Genomic DNA, 16289 nt, shown 5'->3' on the forward strand with positions numbered 1-16289 from the left:
TCATGAGCGCCACGGGCATCCGCATCGGCGTCGTCGGCGCCACCGGCCAGGTCGGCGCCGTCGTGCGCCAGCTCCTCCTCGAGCGCGAGTACCCCATCGCCGACGTCCGCTTCTTCGCGAGCGCCCGCAGCGCCGGCACCGTCATCCCGTTCGGTGATCGGGATGTCGTGGTCGAGGACGCCGAGACGGCCGACCCCGCGGGCCTCGACATCGCGATCTTCTCCGCCGGCGCCACAACGAGCAAGGCCCAGGCGCCCCGCTTCGCGGCGGCCGGGGTCACCGTCATCGACAACTCCTCCGGCTGGCGGATGAACCCGCAGGTGCCGCTCGTCGTGAGCGAGGTCAACCCGCACGCCATCGACGAGGCCGAGCTCGGCATCATCGCCAACCCCAACTGCACGACCATGGCCGCGATGCCCGTGCTCAAGGTGCTCGACGCCGAAGCCGGACTTCAGCGGCTGATCGTCAGCACCTATCAGGCGGTCTCGGGCGCGGGCCTCGCCGGCGGCGAGGAGCTGCTCGAGCAGGCGACCGCTGTCGTGAGTCAGGATGCGATGGGACTGGTGCGTGACGGCTCGGCCGTCGAGTATCCGGCGGCGCAGAAGTTCCCGAAGAGCATCGCCTTCAACGTCATCCCGCAGGCCGGCAGCTTCGTCGACGACGGCCTCGGCGAGACGGACGAGGAGAAGAAGCTGCGCAACGAGAGCCGGAAGATCCTCGAGCTACCTGACCTCCTCGTGAGCGGCATCTGCGTGCGCGTCCCCGTCTTCACCGGCCACTCGCTCGCGATCAACGCCGAGTTCGAGCGCCCGATCAGCCCCGAGCGCGCACGCGAGCTGCTCGCCGTCGCACCCGGCGTCCAGCTGATGGACGTGCCGACCCCGCTCGACGCGGCCGGAGCCGACCCGAGCCTCGTGGGGCGCATCCGCACCGATGAGGGCGTGCCCGGAGGACGAGGGCTCGCGCTGTTCATCAGCAACGACAACCTGCGCAAGGGCGCGGCGCTCAACGCCGTGCAGCTCGCCGAGCTCGTCGCCTCCCGGTTGTGAGTCGGCCTTGACATCCCCGAGCGAAGGGGCGGTTGACCTGCCGAAGCCCGCAGTCCTGTGGCTGACGAACGTTGCCAGCCCATACCGGAAACCGGTTTGGGCGAGCCTCGCCCAGTACTGCGACTTGACGGTCGGCCTCGTTGAGCCGCCCTCGCACACCATCCGCGAAGGGCGTCGTGGCGACGACTGGGTCACCACTTCGTCTGAGGCATACCGTGTTGTCGATCTCGATACGGTCAGGGTGGCGCGCGGGGAGAACGCAAGGTACGTGCTACGCAGCTTCAAAGGGTTGCCTCGGCGGATGCCAGCCCGAGTCGTTCTCGCTGGCTGGGATCAGCCCGCCTACTGGCAAGTGCTGGGCCGCGCTAGGTCGACAGGAAGTCGAACCGTGGGGTTCTACGAATCAACGAGAGCTACACACCGTCACCGTCGGGGTCCCATCGCGGCAGTTCGTTCGGCGTACTTCCGATCGCTTGACGCTGTCGTTGTCCCGGGTGAGGCGGCGACGGACGCGCTGGTCTCGATGGGTGTGAGCCGAAGTCGCATTGTTGAGGGGTTCAACGCAGTCGACGTCGAATTCTTTCACTCTCAGACAAATCAAGAACGACGGCTCCGTGGCGGATCGGCGAGCAACACCGTGGATTTTGACTTCATTTATGTGGGCCAATTCATTGAGCGGAAGAACCTCGAGTCGCTTCTCGATGCACTGAGAGAAGTGCCAGAAGCGCGCCTACTCCTCGTCGGTTCCGGAGCTCACCGCACGGTCCTCGAAGAGCGCGTGTTGGCCTGGGGCTTGGAGCACAGGGTCTTCTTCCATCCGCCAGTGGAGAACAGAGAACTGCCGAGACTGTTCGCGCGGTCTAGGACTCTGGTCTTGCCATCGACCGAAGAGGTCTGGGGGCTCGTTGTCAACGAGGGGCTCGCCGCGGGGCTTTCCGCCATAGTGTCAAGCGCCGCGGGCGTCGCGCCCTCTGTTGTGGGCATGAGAGGCGTGCTTGTCGCCGACCCGCATAGCGCGGGGCTGGCGCGTGCTATGCGCGAGTCACTCGCGGCTTCAGAAGCCCCCATCAAGTCGCCTGAAATCCTTCGCCACACACCAGTGGCCTTCGCGAGGCAGTTCGCCCGCGCACTCGAGCTCGTCCAATGAGCCCGCGAGCAGGCCAGGACGGAAATTTGCATCGCTACCGGGAGCAGCGGCGAAGATTTTGCGCCCGTCGGCTTCGGCCTCGGAGTCGCACACTGCCATAGACTCGGCCGGCGAGGTAGGTCACTTCGATTCGGCCCCGCCCTTTCCGATCGCCCTGGAGGCTCAACGACGTGGAACTCGCCGACTACCTGCGCATCCTGCGCAAGCGCTGGCTCGTCATTCTCGTTCTCACGCTCGTGGGCATCGCCGCCGCCGCGACCGCGACGCTGCTGACGACACCGCAGTTTCGCGCGACGACGCAGGTGTTCGTCTTCGTGCCGAGCACGGGAACGGCCGGCGACCTGGCACAGGGCGGCAGCTTCGCCCAGAACCAGGTGCGCTCCTACGCCGAAGCGGTCAACACCCCGCGCGTGCTGGAGGACGTCGTCGCGAGTCTCGGCATCGACGAGACCGCCGAGGAGCTCGGCGAGAGCGTCACCGCGGAGGCCCCGCTCAACACCGTGAACATCGAGATCTCGGTCGTGCGCGAGTCGCCGACGGAGGCCGCCGAGATCGCCAACGCGACCACGACGAGCTTCCGCGCCGTCATCGACGACATCACCTCCGGCCAGGTGTCGGTGAGCGTGCTGCGCGACGCCTCCGTGCCGCAGGAGCCCATCTCTCCCAACACGAACCTCAACCTCGCGCTTGGTCTGCTCATCGGACTCGCCGTCGGCGTGGGTCTCGCGGTGCTGCTCGAGGTGCTCGACACGCGAATCCGTGGCCAGCGCGACGTCGAGGCGCTCACGACCGCGCCCATCATCGGCGGCATCGCGTACGACCCGAGCGCCGTCAAGCGACCGCTCATCGTGCACGATGACCCGCACAGCCCGCGCGCCGAAGCCTTTCGCACGCTGCGCACCAACCTGCAGTTCCTCGACATCGAGCCCGGCGCCCGCAGCTTCGTCGTCACGAGCTCCGTGCCCGCCGAGGGCAAATCGACGACGTCGGCGAACCTCGCGATCGCGCTCGCCGACTCGGGCGCGCGCGTCGTCATCATCGACGGCGACCTGCGACGCCCCAAGCTCGCCGAGTACATGGGGCTCGAGGGTGCGGTCGGTCTCACCGACGTGCTGATCCAGCGCGTCTCGCTCGCCGACGCCCTCCAGCCGTGGGGCCGTCGCGGTCTCACCGTGCTGCCCGCGGGCTCGGTGCCGCCGAACCCGAGCGAGCTGCTCGGCTCGCGCGCCATGCAGAGCCTCGTGCACGCGCTCGAGCAGGAGTTCGACGTCGTCATCATCGACATGCCGCCGCTGCTGCCCGTCACCGACGCCGCACTCGTGAGCAAGATGACCAAGGGCGCCCTCGTCGTCGCCGCCGCCGGGAAGACCGACCGCGGTGAGCTGCAGGGCGCGATCGCCGCGCTCGAGAACGTCGGCGCGAAGGTCTCGGGCGTCATCATCACCATGCTGCCCACCAAGGGCCCCGACGCCTACGGCTACGGTCGTTACGGGTACGGCGGCTACGGGTACACCGCCGAGGCAGGAAGCGCGTCGGCTGAGACGAAGCGTCGCAAGAAGGCCGCGAGACGCTGATGGCCGCAGGCGACCGCTTCGAAGTGCTCGTCGTCTGCACGGGCAACGTCTGCCGGTCGCCCGTCGCCGAGCAGGTGCTGCGCGCTCGATTCGGCGAAAGGTTCGCCCGGTTCTCGAGCGCCGGCACCTTCGCGCTCGTCGGTCAGCAGATGCCCGAGCAGGCGCAGGAGCTCGCGCGTCTCCTCGGCGCCGAGCCCGGCCCCCTGCACGCCCCCCGCCTCATCGACGCCAGCATGATCGAGCAGGCCGATCTGGTGATCGCCCTCACGCGCGAGCACCGCGGCGAGATCGTGCGCCTCCTGCCCCGTGCCAACCGCTTCACGGTCACCCTGCGCGAGGCCGCCCGCCTGATCGAGTGCCTCGCCGCCGCGCCCGAGGGCGACCTCGACCTCGCGCCGCTTCGCACCGTCCCCGTTCCCGACGCGCTGCGAGCGCTCGCGCCCATGATGATGGCCGAGCGCGGGCTCGCGACGCCACCCACCGCCGCGGACGACGACGACGTCGTCGACCCGTTCCGCCAGGCCCAGGAGGTCTACGACCGAAGCGGCGAGCAGATCATCGACGCGATCGACCGCATCGAGGCCGCGCTCCGGAGGCTCGCCGAGCGCGCGTGACGGCGGGTGCGCACGGCACTGTCTATGCTGAACCCCCGATAGCTCTCCTCACGATCCGCTCGGTCCGCAGCCATACCGAAGGCCTCCTGCTGATGTCCGCACCTCGCGACACCGCCGCACCGTCGACCGGGACGCATGCGGCTCCGTCTTCCGGGCGGCCCGCCGACGGCCACGAGTGGGCGCGACGATACGCTCGCCGCCTCATCGCGACCGACCTCCTCGCCGTCGCGTGGGCGGTCATCGGCACCCAGCTGCTCTGGTTCGGCTTCGAGCGCGCCGAGCTCGCGACGCGCGAGGAGCAGCGCGACATGTCGATCGATTACACGTCGATCTCCATCGTGCTCATCGCCGCGTGGATGGCCGTGCTCGCGATGTTCGGCACGCGCGACCCCCGCATCGTCGGCACCGGTTCGATCGAGTACAAGCGCATCGCCGACGCCGCCTTCCGTCTCTTCGGCATCGTCGCGATCATCGCCTTCCTCTTCCAGCTCGACCTCGCGCGCGGGTACATCCTCATCGGGTTCCCCCTCGGTCTCATCGCCCTTCTCGCCTCGCGATGGATCTGGCGCCAGTGGCTCATCGCCGAGCGCGCCCACGGCCGCTACACCGCGCGCGCAGTCATCGTCGGCACCCCGCGCTCGGCGACCGCCCTCGCCGCCGAGCTCGCCTCGAAGCCTGAAGCGGGCTTCCGGGTCGTCGGCGCGTGCCTCCTGGGAGCGGCGGATACCCGCTCCGCTCCATGGGACCCGCCGCTGCCCACGGGCGCGGGCCTCGAATCCCTCGAGAAGCTGCTCGAGAGCACTGACGCCGACACCGTCGTCGTTACAAGCACTGACGAGCTGCCCGCCGACCGCATGCGTGAGCTCAGCTGGTCGCTCGAGCCGGGGCGGCATCACCTTGTGGTCGCACCGAACCTCGCGGACATCGCGGGCCCGCGCATCCACATGCGGCCTGTAGCTGGACTGCCGCTCATGCACATTGAGATGCCTCGCTACGAGGGAGCTCAGCGTTTCAGCAAGAAAGCATTCGACTTCGTCGGTGCCCTCGTAATCGTCGCGTCGTTGTCTCCCTTGCTCGCTGCTATCGCGATAGTTGTGAAGCTCTCGTCGCCCGGCCCCGTGCTGTACCGACAGGAACGTATCGGACGCGATGGGGAGGCCTTCCCGATGTTCAAATTCCGCTCGATGAAGGTCGACGCCGATTCCGAGTTGGAGCGGCTCCTGCGAGAGCAGGGAACAGGCGACACTCCGTTGTTCAAGGTCCGCGATGACCCTCGCGTCACCAAGGTCGGCCGAGTACTGCGTCGCTACAGCCTCGATGAGCTCCCCCAGCTCTTCAACGTCCTCCGCGGTGAGATGAGTCTGGTCGGCCCACGGCCACAGCGAGAGGCCGAAGTCGCGCTCTACGATGCCGCCGCCGCACGACGCCTCAACGTGCTTCCTGGGCTCACAGGGCTGTGGCAGGTTTCTGGTCGGTCCAACCTGTCATGGGAGCAGGCGATCCGCCTCGACCTCTATTACGTCGAGAACTGGTCGATGACCGGCGACCTCGTCATCCTCTGGCGCACCCTGCGCGCCGTCGTGCGATCGGAGGGCGCGTTCTGAGCGAGCAGACCCGCGCCGAGCGCCGCCGCCGTGCGCGCCGCCGCCCCATCCTCATCGCGGTCGCGATCGTGGCCGTGCTGCTCATCGCGGTCGCCGCGTGGGTCGCCTTCCGCGGCATCGCCGCGCGCGACCAGCTGCTCGGCGCCCTGCCGATCGCCGAGTCGGTCAAAGCGCAGGTCTCAGCCGGCGACGGTGACATCGCCGCAGAGCTCGACGAGCTGCAGGAGCGCACCCGGTCTGCGCGCGAGCTCACGAGCGACCCCGTGTGGCGCGCCGTCGAGCTCCTGCCGTGGGCCGGTCAGAACCTCCGAGCCTTTCGCGAGGCGGCCGCGACGGTCGACGACGTCGCCGCAGACGCCCTCCCGCCGCTCGGCGAGCTCGCCGCCTCCGTCACGCTCTCGAGCCTCACGCCCCGAGACGGCGCGATCGACCTGCAGCCCATCCGCGACGCCGGCCCGGCGCTCGCCGAGGCTGCTGCGGCACTCGAGTCGGCGAACGAGCGGGCGAAGGCGATCGAGACCGCGGGCACCATTCCGCAGATCCGTGACGCGGTCGGGCAGCTCGTCGGCCTCGTCAACGAGACGAGCGAGATCGTCTCCGGCCTCGACACGGCCGCGCAGCTGCTGCCCGGCATGCTCGGCGGCGACGAGCCGCGCGACTACCTGCTGATGTTCATGAACAACGCCGAGCTGCGCGCCGGGGGAGGAATTCCCGGCGCGGTGTCGATCCTGCGCGCCGACCAGGGCTCGCTCGACATCGTCGCGCAGTCGAGCGCCACCGCCCTCGGCGAGTTCACCCCCGCACCGCTGCCGCTCACCGACGCCGAGCGGATCCTCTTCGGCGAGGCGACCGGGCTGTTCATCCAGAACGTCACCGCGACGCCGGTCTTCTCGCGCTCGGCCGAGCTCGCCCAGGCCATGTGGGCGGAGAGGCACGGCGAGACGGTCGACGGCGTCATCGCCATGGATGTCCGCGCGCTCGCGCGCATCCTGCAGGCCACTGGGCCCGTCGAGCTCGCCGGCGGCATCGAGCTCACGAGCGACAACGCCGTGCAGGTGCTGCTGAGCGACGTCTACCGCGACATCCCCGAACCCGGGCAGCAGGATCTGTTCTTCGCCGACGCCGCGCAGCGCATCTTCTCGGCCGTCACCGATGGGAGCGCGAACCCCGGCGCCCTCGTCGACGCCCTCGTCAACGGCGTCGGCAACAAGCGCATCGTGGTCTGGAGCGACCGCGACCATGAGCAGACCGTGCTCGCCGAGATCGAACTGGATGGCGGGCTTCCTGAGAGCACGGAGACGATCACGCGCTTCGGGGTGTACCTCAACGACTCGACCGGCGCGAAGATGAACTACTACCTCGACGCGGCGATCACCGCCGGCGCCGTCGTGTGCCGGGAGGACGAGCGGCCGAGCTACCGCGTCGCGGTGCGGCTCGAGAACGCGGCGCCGGCGGATGCCGCGACATCCCTTCCCGACTACGTCACGGGGGGCGGGGCGTTCGGTGTGCCGCCCGGGGTCATCCGCACCAACGTGGCGGTCTACGGCCCGGCCGGCTCGATCGCGTACGAGGTGCGACTGGACGACACGAGCACCGGGTTCGCCTCCACCGAGCACGACGGCCTCACCGCTGTCGCCGCGACCGTCGACCTGCAGCCGGGTCAGACGGGGGTGCTCGAGGTGCTCTTCCTCGGAGCCGCCGGCACGGCGGAACGCGTCGACATCGAGCACACCCCGGCCGCCGCGACCGTGCTTCTCACGCCGAACGGGCCCGTCGACTGCGCGGATGTCGCGCCCGCCGGCACGAACGGGAACGTGCCGAATCCGCAGGGGTAGACCCCTCGTGTCCCCAGTTCGGGGCTGATTCTGCATCAATTAACAGAATTCTCATCAACGGCGGTCGCGAATGGTGTACCGAGCGGCTACCGTTGAGACACGCCAGCAGGCCAGCCCGGAGGTTCTCCGGAGTGCCTGGGGGGACACTCTCGACCACCGGACAAAGGATTCACCACCATGATCACTCGCATTCTCGCCACAAGCGCCCTTGCGGGCGCTCTCCTTCTCACCGGCGCCGCGGCGGCCAACGCCGTCGACTACACCGGCGGCACCGTCAGCGCCACGACCGTCGCCGCCGGCGGATCCGTGACCTTCACCTCCGTGCAGACCGGCCTGGCAAGCGGCACCGCCGTCACCGCGAGCCTCACCTGCGGCACGACCGTCACGCCCATCACCGGCGCGACCGTCGGCTCGACCGGCGTCATCAGCTTCACGGCCACCGTGCCCGCGAGCGCCACCGGCGCCTGCACGCTCAACGTCGCTGCGAACGACGGCGTCAACACCTTCACCGCTGCGCAGACCATCACCATCGCCGCGGTTCCGAGCGACGGTGGCGCGACGGGCGGCGGCCTCGCCGAGACCGGTGCAGCCGACCTGACCCCCGCCCTGTGGTTCGGAGCCGGCGCCATCGCGCTCGGCGCCGCTGCCGCGGGCGTCGTCGCCGTCACGCGCCGCAACGCGCGCACCTCGGCGTAGCAACGCACCCGATCCGCACGAAGGCCCCGCCGTTCCGGTGGGGCCTTCGTCGTGCGCGGGATGCTGCCGGATCGTTAGTGGCGCGGGCGCGGTAGCGTCGAGGGATGCCCATGACCTCCGCCGTCGGCGCGCGACGCGCAGTGCTCGCGGCCCTCGCCGCGATCGCGACCTCCGCCCTCGTCGGGTGCGCCGGCGTGGGCCCGGCCGGCACGTCCGCATCCGTGCCCCCCGGCGACGGGCCCATCGTCGCCTTCTACGGCGACTCGTACACGCTCGGCACCGGGGCCTCCGACCCGTCGAAGCGGTGGTCGACGATCATCGCCTCCGACCGCGGCTGGCGCGAGTTCAACCCGAGCGTCAACGGCCTCGGCTACGTGCGCAACCGCTCGATCGTCGGCGACGGCGACCTGCCGTCGCTGATCATCGAGCAGCAGCCCGACATCGTGTTCATCACGATGGGCCTCAACGACAACTTCGACTACGACCGCGTGGGCGAAGGGATCCGCGAGGCGATGATCGCCGACATCGACCGTCTCGTCGCCGGGCTGCCCGACGCGCGCCTCATCGTCGTCGAGCCGTTCTGGTACACCGACGAGCGCCCCGAGTCGGTCGAGATCATCAGCGGATGGCAGCGCGAGCAGGCCGAGCGCATCGGCGCCGACTACATCGCCGGCGCCTCGCGCTGGATCGAGGGCCGCCCCGACTGGATGGCGATCGACGGCCTCCACCCCAACGACGAGGGCTACGCCGCGATGGCCGAGCGCATGGATTCCGAGCTCGAGAGGCTGGGCCTGTGATCGTCGGCAGCTACGCCGCGATCGGCAGTCACGGCCCGAGCTGATCCGCCGGAACGACCCAGACGCCATCCGGTCGCCGAAAGGCTGCTCCGGAGGGGATCACCACGACCAGTGCCCTCGGGGTCGTCTGCACGCGCGATTCGCCGAGCGAGATCAGCGCGGCCGCTGCCTCGTCGATTCTCGAACCGCCCAGCTTGATCTCGAAGGCCATCCATGCGCCATCCGGGGTGGTGACGATGACGTCTGCCTCGAGCGCGCCGCTGCTCTCGCGATAGTGGAAGGTGCGCGCGCCGATCGCGTCGGCGTAGCACCGCAGATCCCGAACGACCAGGTTCTCGAACAGCGAGCCCATCGTGTTGAGGTCGCCCACCATGCCGCGACTGTCGACACCGAGCAGGGCGGCAGCGATCGACGGGTCGGAGAAGTATCGCTTGGCGGTGCTCACGAGACGCGAGCGTGATCGAAGGGCGGGCGACCAGGCGGGGAGATCCTCGATGACCATCAGGCGCTCTGCGGCCACGCGATAACGATCCGCGGTTTCCGCGGTGAAGCCTGACGTCGAATCGCCGAAGGCGCGACGAACGATCTTTGCCAGCGGGATCGGAGCTCCCGTCACCTGCGCGTACGCCGTCAGGAACCGTTCGAGAGCGCTGGGGTCTCGCGGTCGACCGGCCAGCGCGGGAAGGTCGTTGTCGATCAGCGCGGTGAGATAGGCCTGCGGGAACCGTTCGGCACGCGATTGCGACGCGCGCGCTGTGGCCGGCCAACCACCGCGAGCGATGAGCTCCGCGGTCTCGTGAAGCGACCTCGTCGTACCGGGAGAGGGGGCCGCACCCCCGTCGAGCAACGCGCGCAGGCTCACAGCGCCCCGTGACGCGCCGGACTCGAAGGAACTCATCGTCCGCATTCGAATGCGACTGATTCGGCCGGCGCCCGTGTGTCGGGCGATGTCGTCGATGGGCATCGCCGACCCGGTCAGAAGGAACTGCTCGGGCTCGCCTCCGGCGTCGTCGACGGCGCGGCGGATGTGATCCCAGAGGGCGGGGACCAGTTGCCACTCGTCGAGGAGGATCGGTCGCGCACCGGAGAGCAGAAGCGACGGTTCGAGCTCTGCGAGTTCTCGAGCCTGCCGGTCGACGTCGAGTCGGATGGTCGTCGCCGCGAGCCGGCTCGCGGTCGCCGTCTTCCCGACCGCGCGTGGACCTTCGATCACTACGGCGCCGACCGTGGCCAGCTCCCGGGCGATGACATCATCAGCAATGCGCGGCAGGTACGATGAGTCGCTTGCGGGCATGGTGCACTGTACCGCAATTCGCAAGACTTCTATTCGGCAATTTGCAACCCATATAGTCAGGAATTTTCATACCATGGTCTCCACGCTCGTCGGCAGCTACGCCGCGATCGGCGACAGCTTCAGCGAGGGCATGGGCGACGAGCTGCCCGACGGGAGCCCGCGCGGCTGGGCCGACCTCGTCGCGCTCGGGCTCGCCGCGGCGCACGCGAGCGCCGGGGGGTCGGGCTTCGGCTACGCGAACTTCGCCATCCGCGGCCGATTGCTCGGCCCCATCCTCGCCGAGCAGCTGCCGCCGGCGATCGCCCTCGGCCCCGAGCTGCTCACCCTCAACGGCGGAGGGAACGACATCATGCGCCCGCGGGTCTCGGTGGCGGAGACGGCCGACCGCCTCGTGGACGCGGCCGGCGAGGCGGCGGCGGCGGGCATCCGCGTCGCGATCGTCAGCGGAGCCGACCCCACCAGGCACATCCCCCTCGGCCCGCTCATCAGGGCGCGCGGCGACGAGCTCGCCGTCGCGGTGCGCGACCGGATCGCCGGAACCGGCATCGCCTTCATCGACAACTGGTCGGATGCAGCGCTCACCGACCTGAGGTACTGGTCCATCGATCGCCTCCATCTGAACGCTCTCGGCCACGCCCGCGTCGCCGGAAACGTGCTCGCGGGCCTCGGGGTCGCGGTGCCGGAGGCCTCCCACGCCCCGCACGGCGACACCGAGCCCGACATCGCGCGCCCCCGCACTGCCGAGTACTGGCGGCAGTACGTGCTGCCGTGGATCGGCCGGCGCCTCACCGGGCGCTCGTCCGGCGACGGGCGCGCGGCGAAGCGACCGACGCTCCTGCCGGTCGAGGTGCCGCCGGAGATCTAGGTCAGCTCAGCGCGGCGCGAGCGTCGCGGCGATGACGAGCAGTGCGGGCACGGCGCCGATCGTCGACAGCAGCACGGCATCGCGCGCGACCGCGACGTGCCGGTCGAAGCGGTGCGCCCAGCTGAAGACGTGCTGTGCGGCGGGGAGGGCCGCGAACACGACGACCGTGAAGAGCGGCATGCCCGAGAGCCCGAACACGAGCCAGCCGACGAGCCACGCGATCGTCGGCATGACGACGACCTTGAGCGCGGTCGCGAGCAGCGCGTCGCGGCGGCCGGTGCCGGGGGCGAGCACGCGCACGCCGTGCAAAGACATCCCGAACAGCAGCAGGATGATCGGCACGGCCGCCCCGCCCACGAGCCTCACGGGCTCGAGCACGATCTCCGGCAGCCGCAGCCCCGTGACGGCCAGGAGCACGCCGACGAGCGAGGCGATGATGATGGGGTTGCGGATCGGCTGCAGCAGGATGCGCCCGATCGACGCGCGGCCGCTCGTGCTGACATCGAGCACGGCGAGGGCGATCGGCGCGAACACCGTGAGGTTGAGCAGGATCACGGGCGCCGCGAGCGCCGCGTCGCCGAGCACGAAGATCGCGATCGGCAGGCCGATGTTGTTGGCGTTGACGTAGCCGGAGGCGAGGGCGACGATCGTCGTCTCGGGAACTCCGCGGCGCCAGACGAACCGCGCGACGACGGTCGCGATGAGGAAGCACGACACCGCGGCGATCGCCGAGATCGGGATGAGCGAGGAGAACAGCCGGCTGACGTCGGCCTCCGAGAGCACGGTGAGCAGCAGCAGGGGAGTGAGCACGAAGAACGCCAGGCGCGAGAGCACCTGATCGGCGCCCTCGCCGAGCAGGCCGATGCGCGCGATGATCCAGCCGAGGCCGATGATCGCGGCGATGACGGCGAAGCCGGTCAGCACCCCGATCACGGGCGCCTCCCTCTCGCGCGCCCCCGCGCATCCCCCCGCATGCCGGCCGCCGTCAGCAGGCGGACGGATGCGCGACGACGGGCGTCGTCACGGTGCCGATGCGCTCGATGTCGATCGTCACGGTGTCGCCGGGGCCGAGCAGCACCGGGGGAGTCCGCACGTAGCCGACGCCGTCGGGCGTGCCCGTGACGATGACGTCGCCCGGGTTGAGCGTCATCGTGCGGCTCACGAGCGCGAGCACCTCGCCGACCTCGAAGATCATGTCTCGAGTATTGCCGTCCTGCATCGTCTCGCCGTTCACGATCGTGCGCACGCGCAGTCCGTCGCGCAGGTCGCCGACCTCGTTGCGATCGTCGACGGCGTCATCGAGCTCGCCGCTTCCTGAGGTCGCGGATCGCCAGCTGCGCGGCGAGGGCCAGCAGGAGTGCCGCGAACAGGACGCCGCCCACCGCGGGCGGGATGAGGAACGCGAGCCACACCCCCGCGATCGAAGCGGGCACCGCAGGGGCCGCGACGACCGCCGCATCGCGCATTGACAGCATCCCGCCGCGGAGATTGATCGACGAGCTCAGGATGGCGGCGGGGATGAGCGCGACGAGCGACGTGCCGCGCGCGAGCAGATCGCCCATGCCGAACACCGTCATGAGCACCGGAACGGCGATCACGCCGCCGCCGATGCCGAACATGCCGGAAGCCGTGCCCATCACAAGACCGAGGAGAAGGTAGCCGAAGAGGACACCGGTCGAGAACTCGACCTCGGCACCGCGCTCAGGGGCGACGAGGACGAGACGCACGGCGACGACGAGCATGCCCGCGATGAAGAGCCACAGCAGCCAGCCGAGCGGCAGGCGGCGGAGGAGCCAGCTGCCGATCGGGGCGCCCACGAGCGCGCCGCCGGCGACGATGAGCGCCGCCGACAGGTCGATCTCGCCCTGGATGCCGTAGCCGATCGCGCTCGCGGCGGCGATCGGGACGACCGCGAGGAGCGAGGTGGCGGCGGCGCGGCGCTGATCCATGCTCGCGAGCCACATCAGGAGAGGGACCATGATGAATCCGCCGCCGACGCCGAACATCCCGGAAAGAAGTCCCCCGACTGCGCCGACGAGAAGAAGGGGCAGAATCACTTGCTCCACCCTAGTCGCGCGGCGCGGGCGCGGGGGTCGCGGGCGTAAACTCGGGTATCGTGACTGAACGCATCGACGTGGCCCTGATCGGCGGGGGCATCATGAGCGCGACCCTCGGGACTCTGCTGCAGCAGCTGGAGCCCGAGTGGGACATCCGGATCTACGAGCGCCTGAGCGACGTCGCCCTCGAGAGCTCGAACCCCTGGAACAACGCCGGCACGGGCCACGCCGCCCTGTGCGAGCTCAACTACACGCCCGAGAAGCCCGACGGCACCATCGACATCACCAACGCGGTGAAGGTCAACGAGCAGTTCCAGGTGTCTCGCCAGTTCTGGTCGTACCTCGTGGGCGAGGGCCTCCTGCCCGAGCCGAAAGCCTTCCTCAACGCGACGCCGCACATGAGCTTCGTGTGGGGCGAGGCGAACGTCGAGTACCTGCGGAAGCGCTACGAGGCGCTCAAGGACCACCCGCTCTTCGCGGGCATGGAGTACAGCGAGGATGTCGCGCAGATCCGCGCGTGGGCGCCGCTGCTGATCCCCGGCCGCGCCAAGAGCCAGCCGATCGCTGCGACCTACATGGCAGCGGGCACCGACGTCGACTTCGGAGCCCTCACCCGTCTGCTCGTCGACGGGCTCGTCGCCAACGGAGCCTCGCTGCACCTCGAGCACCGCGTCACGGGGCTGAAGAAGCTGAAGGACGGCGCCTGGCGCGTATCGATGCGCCACGAGGTCGGCAGCACGCCGACCGAGGTGGAGGCGCGCTTCGTGTTCGTCGGCGCCGGCGGGCACGCCCTGCCGCTGCTGCAGAAGAGCGGCATCCCCGAGATCCGCGGCTTCGGCGGCTTCCCCATCAGCGGAGAGTGGCTGCGCAGCGACAACCCCGAGGTCGTCGCGAAGCACCTCGCGAAGGTCTACGGCAAGGCCTCGGTCGGCGCGCCGCCCATGTCGGTCCCGCACCTCGACACGCGCGTCGTCGACGGCGAGACCTCGCTGCTGTTCGGCCCGTACGCGGGCTTCAGCCCGAAGTTCCTCAAGACCGGCTCGTGGCTGGATCTCTTCGCGTCGATCACGTGGCACAACATCGTGCCGATGCTCCAGGTCGGCCTGCGCAACTTCGACCTCGTGAAGTACCTGGTCGGCGAGCTCACCGCGAGCCGCGAGGACCGCCTGAACGCCCTCCGCGACTTCTACCCCAGGGCGGATGGCCGCGACTGGTACAAGATGGTGGCCGGTCAGCGCGTCCAGGTCATCAAGCGCGACCCCGAGAAGGGCGGGATCCTCCAGTTCGGCACCGAGGTCGTCGCCTCGGCCGATGGGACGATCGCCGGCCTGCTCGGCGCTTCGCCCGGCGCCTCGACGGCCGCCCCGATCATGCTCGAGCTCATCGCGCGCTGCTTCCCCGACCGCATGGCCGACTGGACCCCCCAGCTCTCGCGCATGATCCCGTCGTTCGGAGGCAGGGTGAGCGACGACCCGGAGGTCGCCGACCGCATCCTCGGCGAGACGGCCGCGACGCTCGCGATCGCTCGGTAGCCGGTCTCGCCGCTCGCGCGCGAGGTGCTGACCGATACCCTGAACCCATGTCGTTCCGTGCGCCCGTCGACGGTGACGCCGCCACTCGACGCCGCTGGGTCGTGATCGCGGGCGTCACCGCGCTCGTGCTGCTCGACGTCATTCTCGTGGTGTGGGTGCTCGGGCGCCCGCAGTCGAGCGAGTCGGGCTCGCAAGAGCCCATCGCGGGCGCGCCCTCGACCGACGTGACGATCGAGCCCGAGCCCGATGCGGACCCGGATGCGGATCCGCCCGACGACCCGGGCGCCCCCGCACAGATCGAGCCGGTCGCCTCGGGCCCGGCGGCACGCATCCTCACCGCCGTCGACGGCGACGTCGCCTGGCGCGCGACGACGGGCGAGTGCCCGGCCGCGGCGGCGAGCCCGGAGTTCTCGACCGACGGCGGTGCGAGCTGGACGACGACGGACGCCACCGGCCCCACGGGCGTCACCGCGCTGCAGCGCATCATCGTCTCGAGCGCCGACGTCGCGGCGATGGTGGGTGCCGCCGCCGACGACTGCACGCCGACGCTCATCCGCACCTACGTCGCCGGCGACAACTACGCCGACTATCCGGCCGAAGTCGTCTCCGCCTGGCACGTCGACCCGGCCGACCGCGCACTCGTGAACGCGCCGGGAGGGGCGGTCGAGGCGCCGTGCGCCGCCGTCGTCGCCGTCGCCGCGGCATCCGACGTCGCCGCTGCGGTGCTGTGCGCCGACGGCTCCGTCTCCACGACGACGGATGCCGGGGCCGCTTGGTCGACGCCGGTCGCTGTCGCCGGCGCCCAGGCGCTGGCGCCCACCGACGGGGGCTTCGTCGTGGCGCGTCTCGGCGGCACGGCCTGCGAGGGTGTGGGCGTCGCGATCGTCGACGCCGCCGGAGCGGGCGCGACCGACACGGGCTGCCTGCCGGTGCCGCGCGACCCGGCGACGCTCGCCGGGCAGGTCGCCGTGAGCGACGGGGGCGGCACCCTCTGGCTCTGGGCCGGCGAGGCGGTCGTCCGCTCCACAGACCGCGGAGCGACCTGGGGTTAGGCCCGCCCGCCTGTCGCCCCGCCCGCCCGTCGTCCTCCGGCCCGGCTGCCCGTTGGCCGCCGGCCCGACCACCCGCTCGCCCGCCTCGAATCGCGCGTGGTCCTCCTGCGATCGCGTGATCCCCTCACGATGTAGAGGAGTGACGAAAAGCGATCACGTCACTCCTCGACAAC

General features: G+C 70.2%; 14 protein-coding genes and 1 pseudogene. 11 read left to right on the top strand and 4 right to left on the bottom strand.

The genetic code is table 11. From position 1 onward, the window contains the following. Positions 1 to 2 precede the first annotated feature (2 nt). From FHX53_RS08725 to FHX53_RS08760, 8 genes are all read left to right on the top strand, one after another. Entirely contained in the window at positions 3 to 1049 is a 1047-nt protein-coding gene (locus tag FHX53_RS08725; protein ID WP_182490965.1) for an aspartate-semialdehyde dehydrogenase, read from the top strand. Positions 1050 to 1437: 388 nt separating this feature from the next. Continuing rightward, on the top strand, positions 1438 to 2196 hold the full coding sequence (locus tag FHX53_RS08730) for a glycosyltransferase (RefSeq protein ID WP_182490966.1): 759 nt from the start codon (positions 1438 to 1440) through the stop codon (positions 2194 to 2196). Positions 2197 to 2366: 170 nt separating this feature from the next. Continuing rightward, positions 2367 to 3770, top strand: coding sequence for a polysaccharide biosynthesis tyrosine autokinase (locus FHX53_RS14065; RefSeq protein ID WP_182490967.1), 1404 nt, complete (start codon positions 2367 to 2369; stop codon positions 3768 to 3770). Further along, positions 3770 to 4384 (top strand): arsenate reductase/protein-tyrosine-phosphatase family protein, encoded by a 615-nt coding sequence (locus tag FHX53_RS08740; RefSeq protein ID WP_182490968.1) that lies wholly within the window; start codon positions 3770 to 3772, stop codon positions 4382 to 4384. The genes FHX53_RS14065 and FHX53_RS08740 overlap by 1 nt, the downstream gene beginning before the upstream one ends. Positions 4385 to 4476: 92 nt before the next feature. Continuing rightward, a complete protein-coding gene (locus tag FHX53_RS08745) occupies positions 4477 to 5988 on the top strand; it encodes a sugar transferase (protein WP_182490969.1) in 1512 nt (503 codons plus the stop codon). Between the two features lie 68 nt (positions 5989 to 6056). Continuing rightward, positions 6057 to 7823, top strand: a complete 1767-nt coding sequence (locus tag FHX53_RS08750; RefSeq protein ID WP_182490970.1) for a DUF4012 domain-containing protein — start codon at positions 6057 to 6059, stop codon at positions 7821 to 7823. A gap of 177 nt (positions 7824 to 8000) precedes the next feature. Beyond that, a complete protein-coding gene (locus FHX53_RS08755; RefSeq protein WP_182490971.1) occupies positions 8001 to 8519 on the top strand; it encodes a hypothetical protein in 519 nt (172 codons plus the stop codon). A 104-nt stretch (positions 8520 to 8623) separates the two neighbouring features. After that, a complete protein-coding gene (locus FHX53_RS08760) occupies positions 8624 to 9316 on the top strand; it encodes an SGNH/GDSL hydrolase family protein (RefSeq protein ID WP_246335604.1) in 693 nt (230 codons plus the stop codon). Positions 9317 to 9344: 28 nt separating this feature from the next. Here the strand turns inward: FHX53_RS08760 and FHX53_RS08765 are convergent, their stop codons facing one another. Next, on the bottom strand, positions 9345 to 10610 hold the full coding sequence (locus tag FHX53_RS08765) for an ATP-binding protein (RefSeq protein WP_182490972.1): 1266 nt from the start codon (positions 10608 to 10610) through the stop codon (positions 9345 to 9347). A gap of 73 nt (positions 10611 to 10683) precedes the next feature. Between FHX53_RS08765 and FHX53_RS08770 the strand changes: the two genes are divergently transcribed. Further along, a complete protein-coding gene (locus FHX53_RS08770; protein ID WP_182490973.1) occupies positions 10684 to 11475 on the top strand; it encodes an SGNH/GDSL hydrolase family protein in 792 nt (263 codons plus the stop codon). Between the two features lie 6 nt (positions 11476 to 11481). Here FHX53_RS08770 and FHX53_RS08775 read toward each other — a convergent pair whose 3' ends face one another. The 3 genes and pseudogenes from FHX53_RS08775 to FHX53_RS08785 form a co-directional block, all read right to left on the bottom strand. After that, the gene (locus tag FHX53_RS08775; protein ID WP_182490974.1) at positions 11482 to 12408 is read right to left on the bottom strand and encodes an AEC family transporter; all 927 of its coding nucleotides are present in this window, start codon (positions 12406 to 12408) and stop codon (positions 11482 to 11484) included. A gap of 52 nt (positions 12409 to 12460) precedes the next feature. After that, positions 12461 to 12934, bottom strand: a complete 474-nt coding sequence (locus FHX53_RS13865; RefSeq protein WP_425488310.1) for a fumarylacetoacetate hydrolase family protein — start codon at positions 12932 to 12934, stop codon at positions 12461 to 12463. Beyond that, positions 12849 to 13550: pseudogene (locus FHX53_RS08785) on the bottom strand (sulfite exporter TauE/SafE family protein); the annotation flags it as partial. The gene FHX53_RS13865 and the pseudogene FHX53_RS08785, both read right to left, overlap by 86 nt. A gap of 41 nt (positions 13551 to 13591) precedes the next feature. Between FHX53_RS08785 and FHX53_RS08790 the strand changes: the two are divergent. After that, positions 13592 to 15064, top strand: a complete 1473-nt coding sequence (locus FHX53_RS08790) for a malate:quinone oxidoreductase (RefSeq protein WP_182490976.1) — start codon at positions 13592 to 13594, stop codon at positions 15062 to 15064. 47 nt (positions 15065 to 15111) lie between these two features. Next, positions 15112 to 16116, top strand: coding sequence for a hypothetical protein (locus FHX53_RS08795; protein WP_182490977.1), 1005 nt, complete (start codon positions 15112 to 15114; stop codon positions 16114 to 16116). Positions 16117 to 16289 lie beyond the last annotated feature (173 nt).

Source organism: Microcella alkalica (assembly GCF_014137945.1).
In the GTDB taxonomy this organism is placed as follows: Bacteria; Actinomycetota; Actinomycetes; order Actinomycetales; family Microbacteriaceae; genus Microcella; species Microcella alkalica.

Bases quoted from the DNA above. Each gene is read 5' to 3' on its own strand.
- FHX53_RS08755 (WP_182490971.1), top strand. From the start codon at position 8,001: ATGATCACTCGCATTCTCGCCACAAGCGCCCTTGCGGGCGCTCTCCTT.
- FHX53_RS13865 (WP_425488310.1), bottom strand. From the start codon at position 12,934: ATGCGGCGGTCGTCGCGGCCCCTGCGGTGCCCGCTTCGATCGCGGGGG.
- FHX53_RS08765 (WP_182490972.1), bottom strand. From the start codon at position 10,610: ATGCCCGCAAGCGACTCATCGTACCTGCCGCGCATTGCTGATGATGTC.
- FHX53_RS08760 (WP_246335604.1), top strand. From the start codon at position 8,624: ATGCCCATGACCTCCGCCGTCGGCGCGCGACGCGCAGTGCTCGCGGCC.
- FHX53_RS08740 (WP_182490968.1), top strand. From the start codon at position 3,770: ATGGCCGCAGGCGACCGCTTCGAAGTGCTCGTCGTCTGCACGGGCAAC.
- FHX53_RS08770 (WP_182490973.1), top strand. From the start codon at position 10,684: ATGGTCTCCACGCTCGTCGGCAGCTACGCCGCGATCGGCGACAGCTTC.
- FHX53_RS08745 (WP_182490969.1), top strand. From the start codon at position 4,477: ATGTCCGCACCTCGCGACACCGCCGCACCGTCGACCGGGACGCATGCG.
- FHX53_RS08795 (WP_182490977.1), top strand. From the start codon at position 15,112: ATGTCGTTCCGTGCGCCCGTCGACGGTGACGCCGCCACTCGACGCCGC.
- FHX53_RS08725 (WP_182490965.1), top strand. From the start codon at position 3: ATGAGCGCCACGGGCATCCGCATCGGCGTCGTCGGCGCCACCGGCCAG.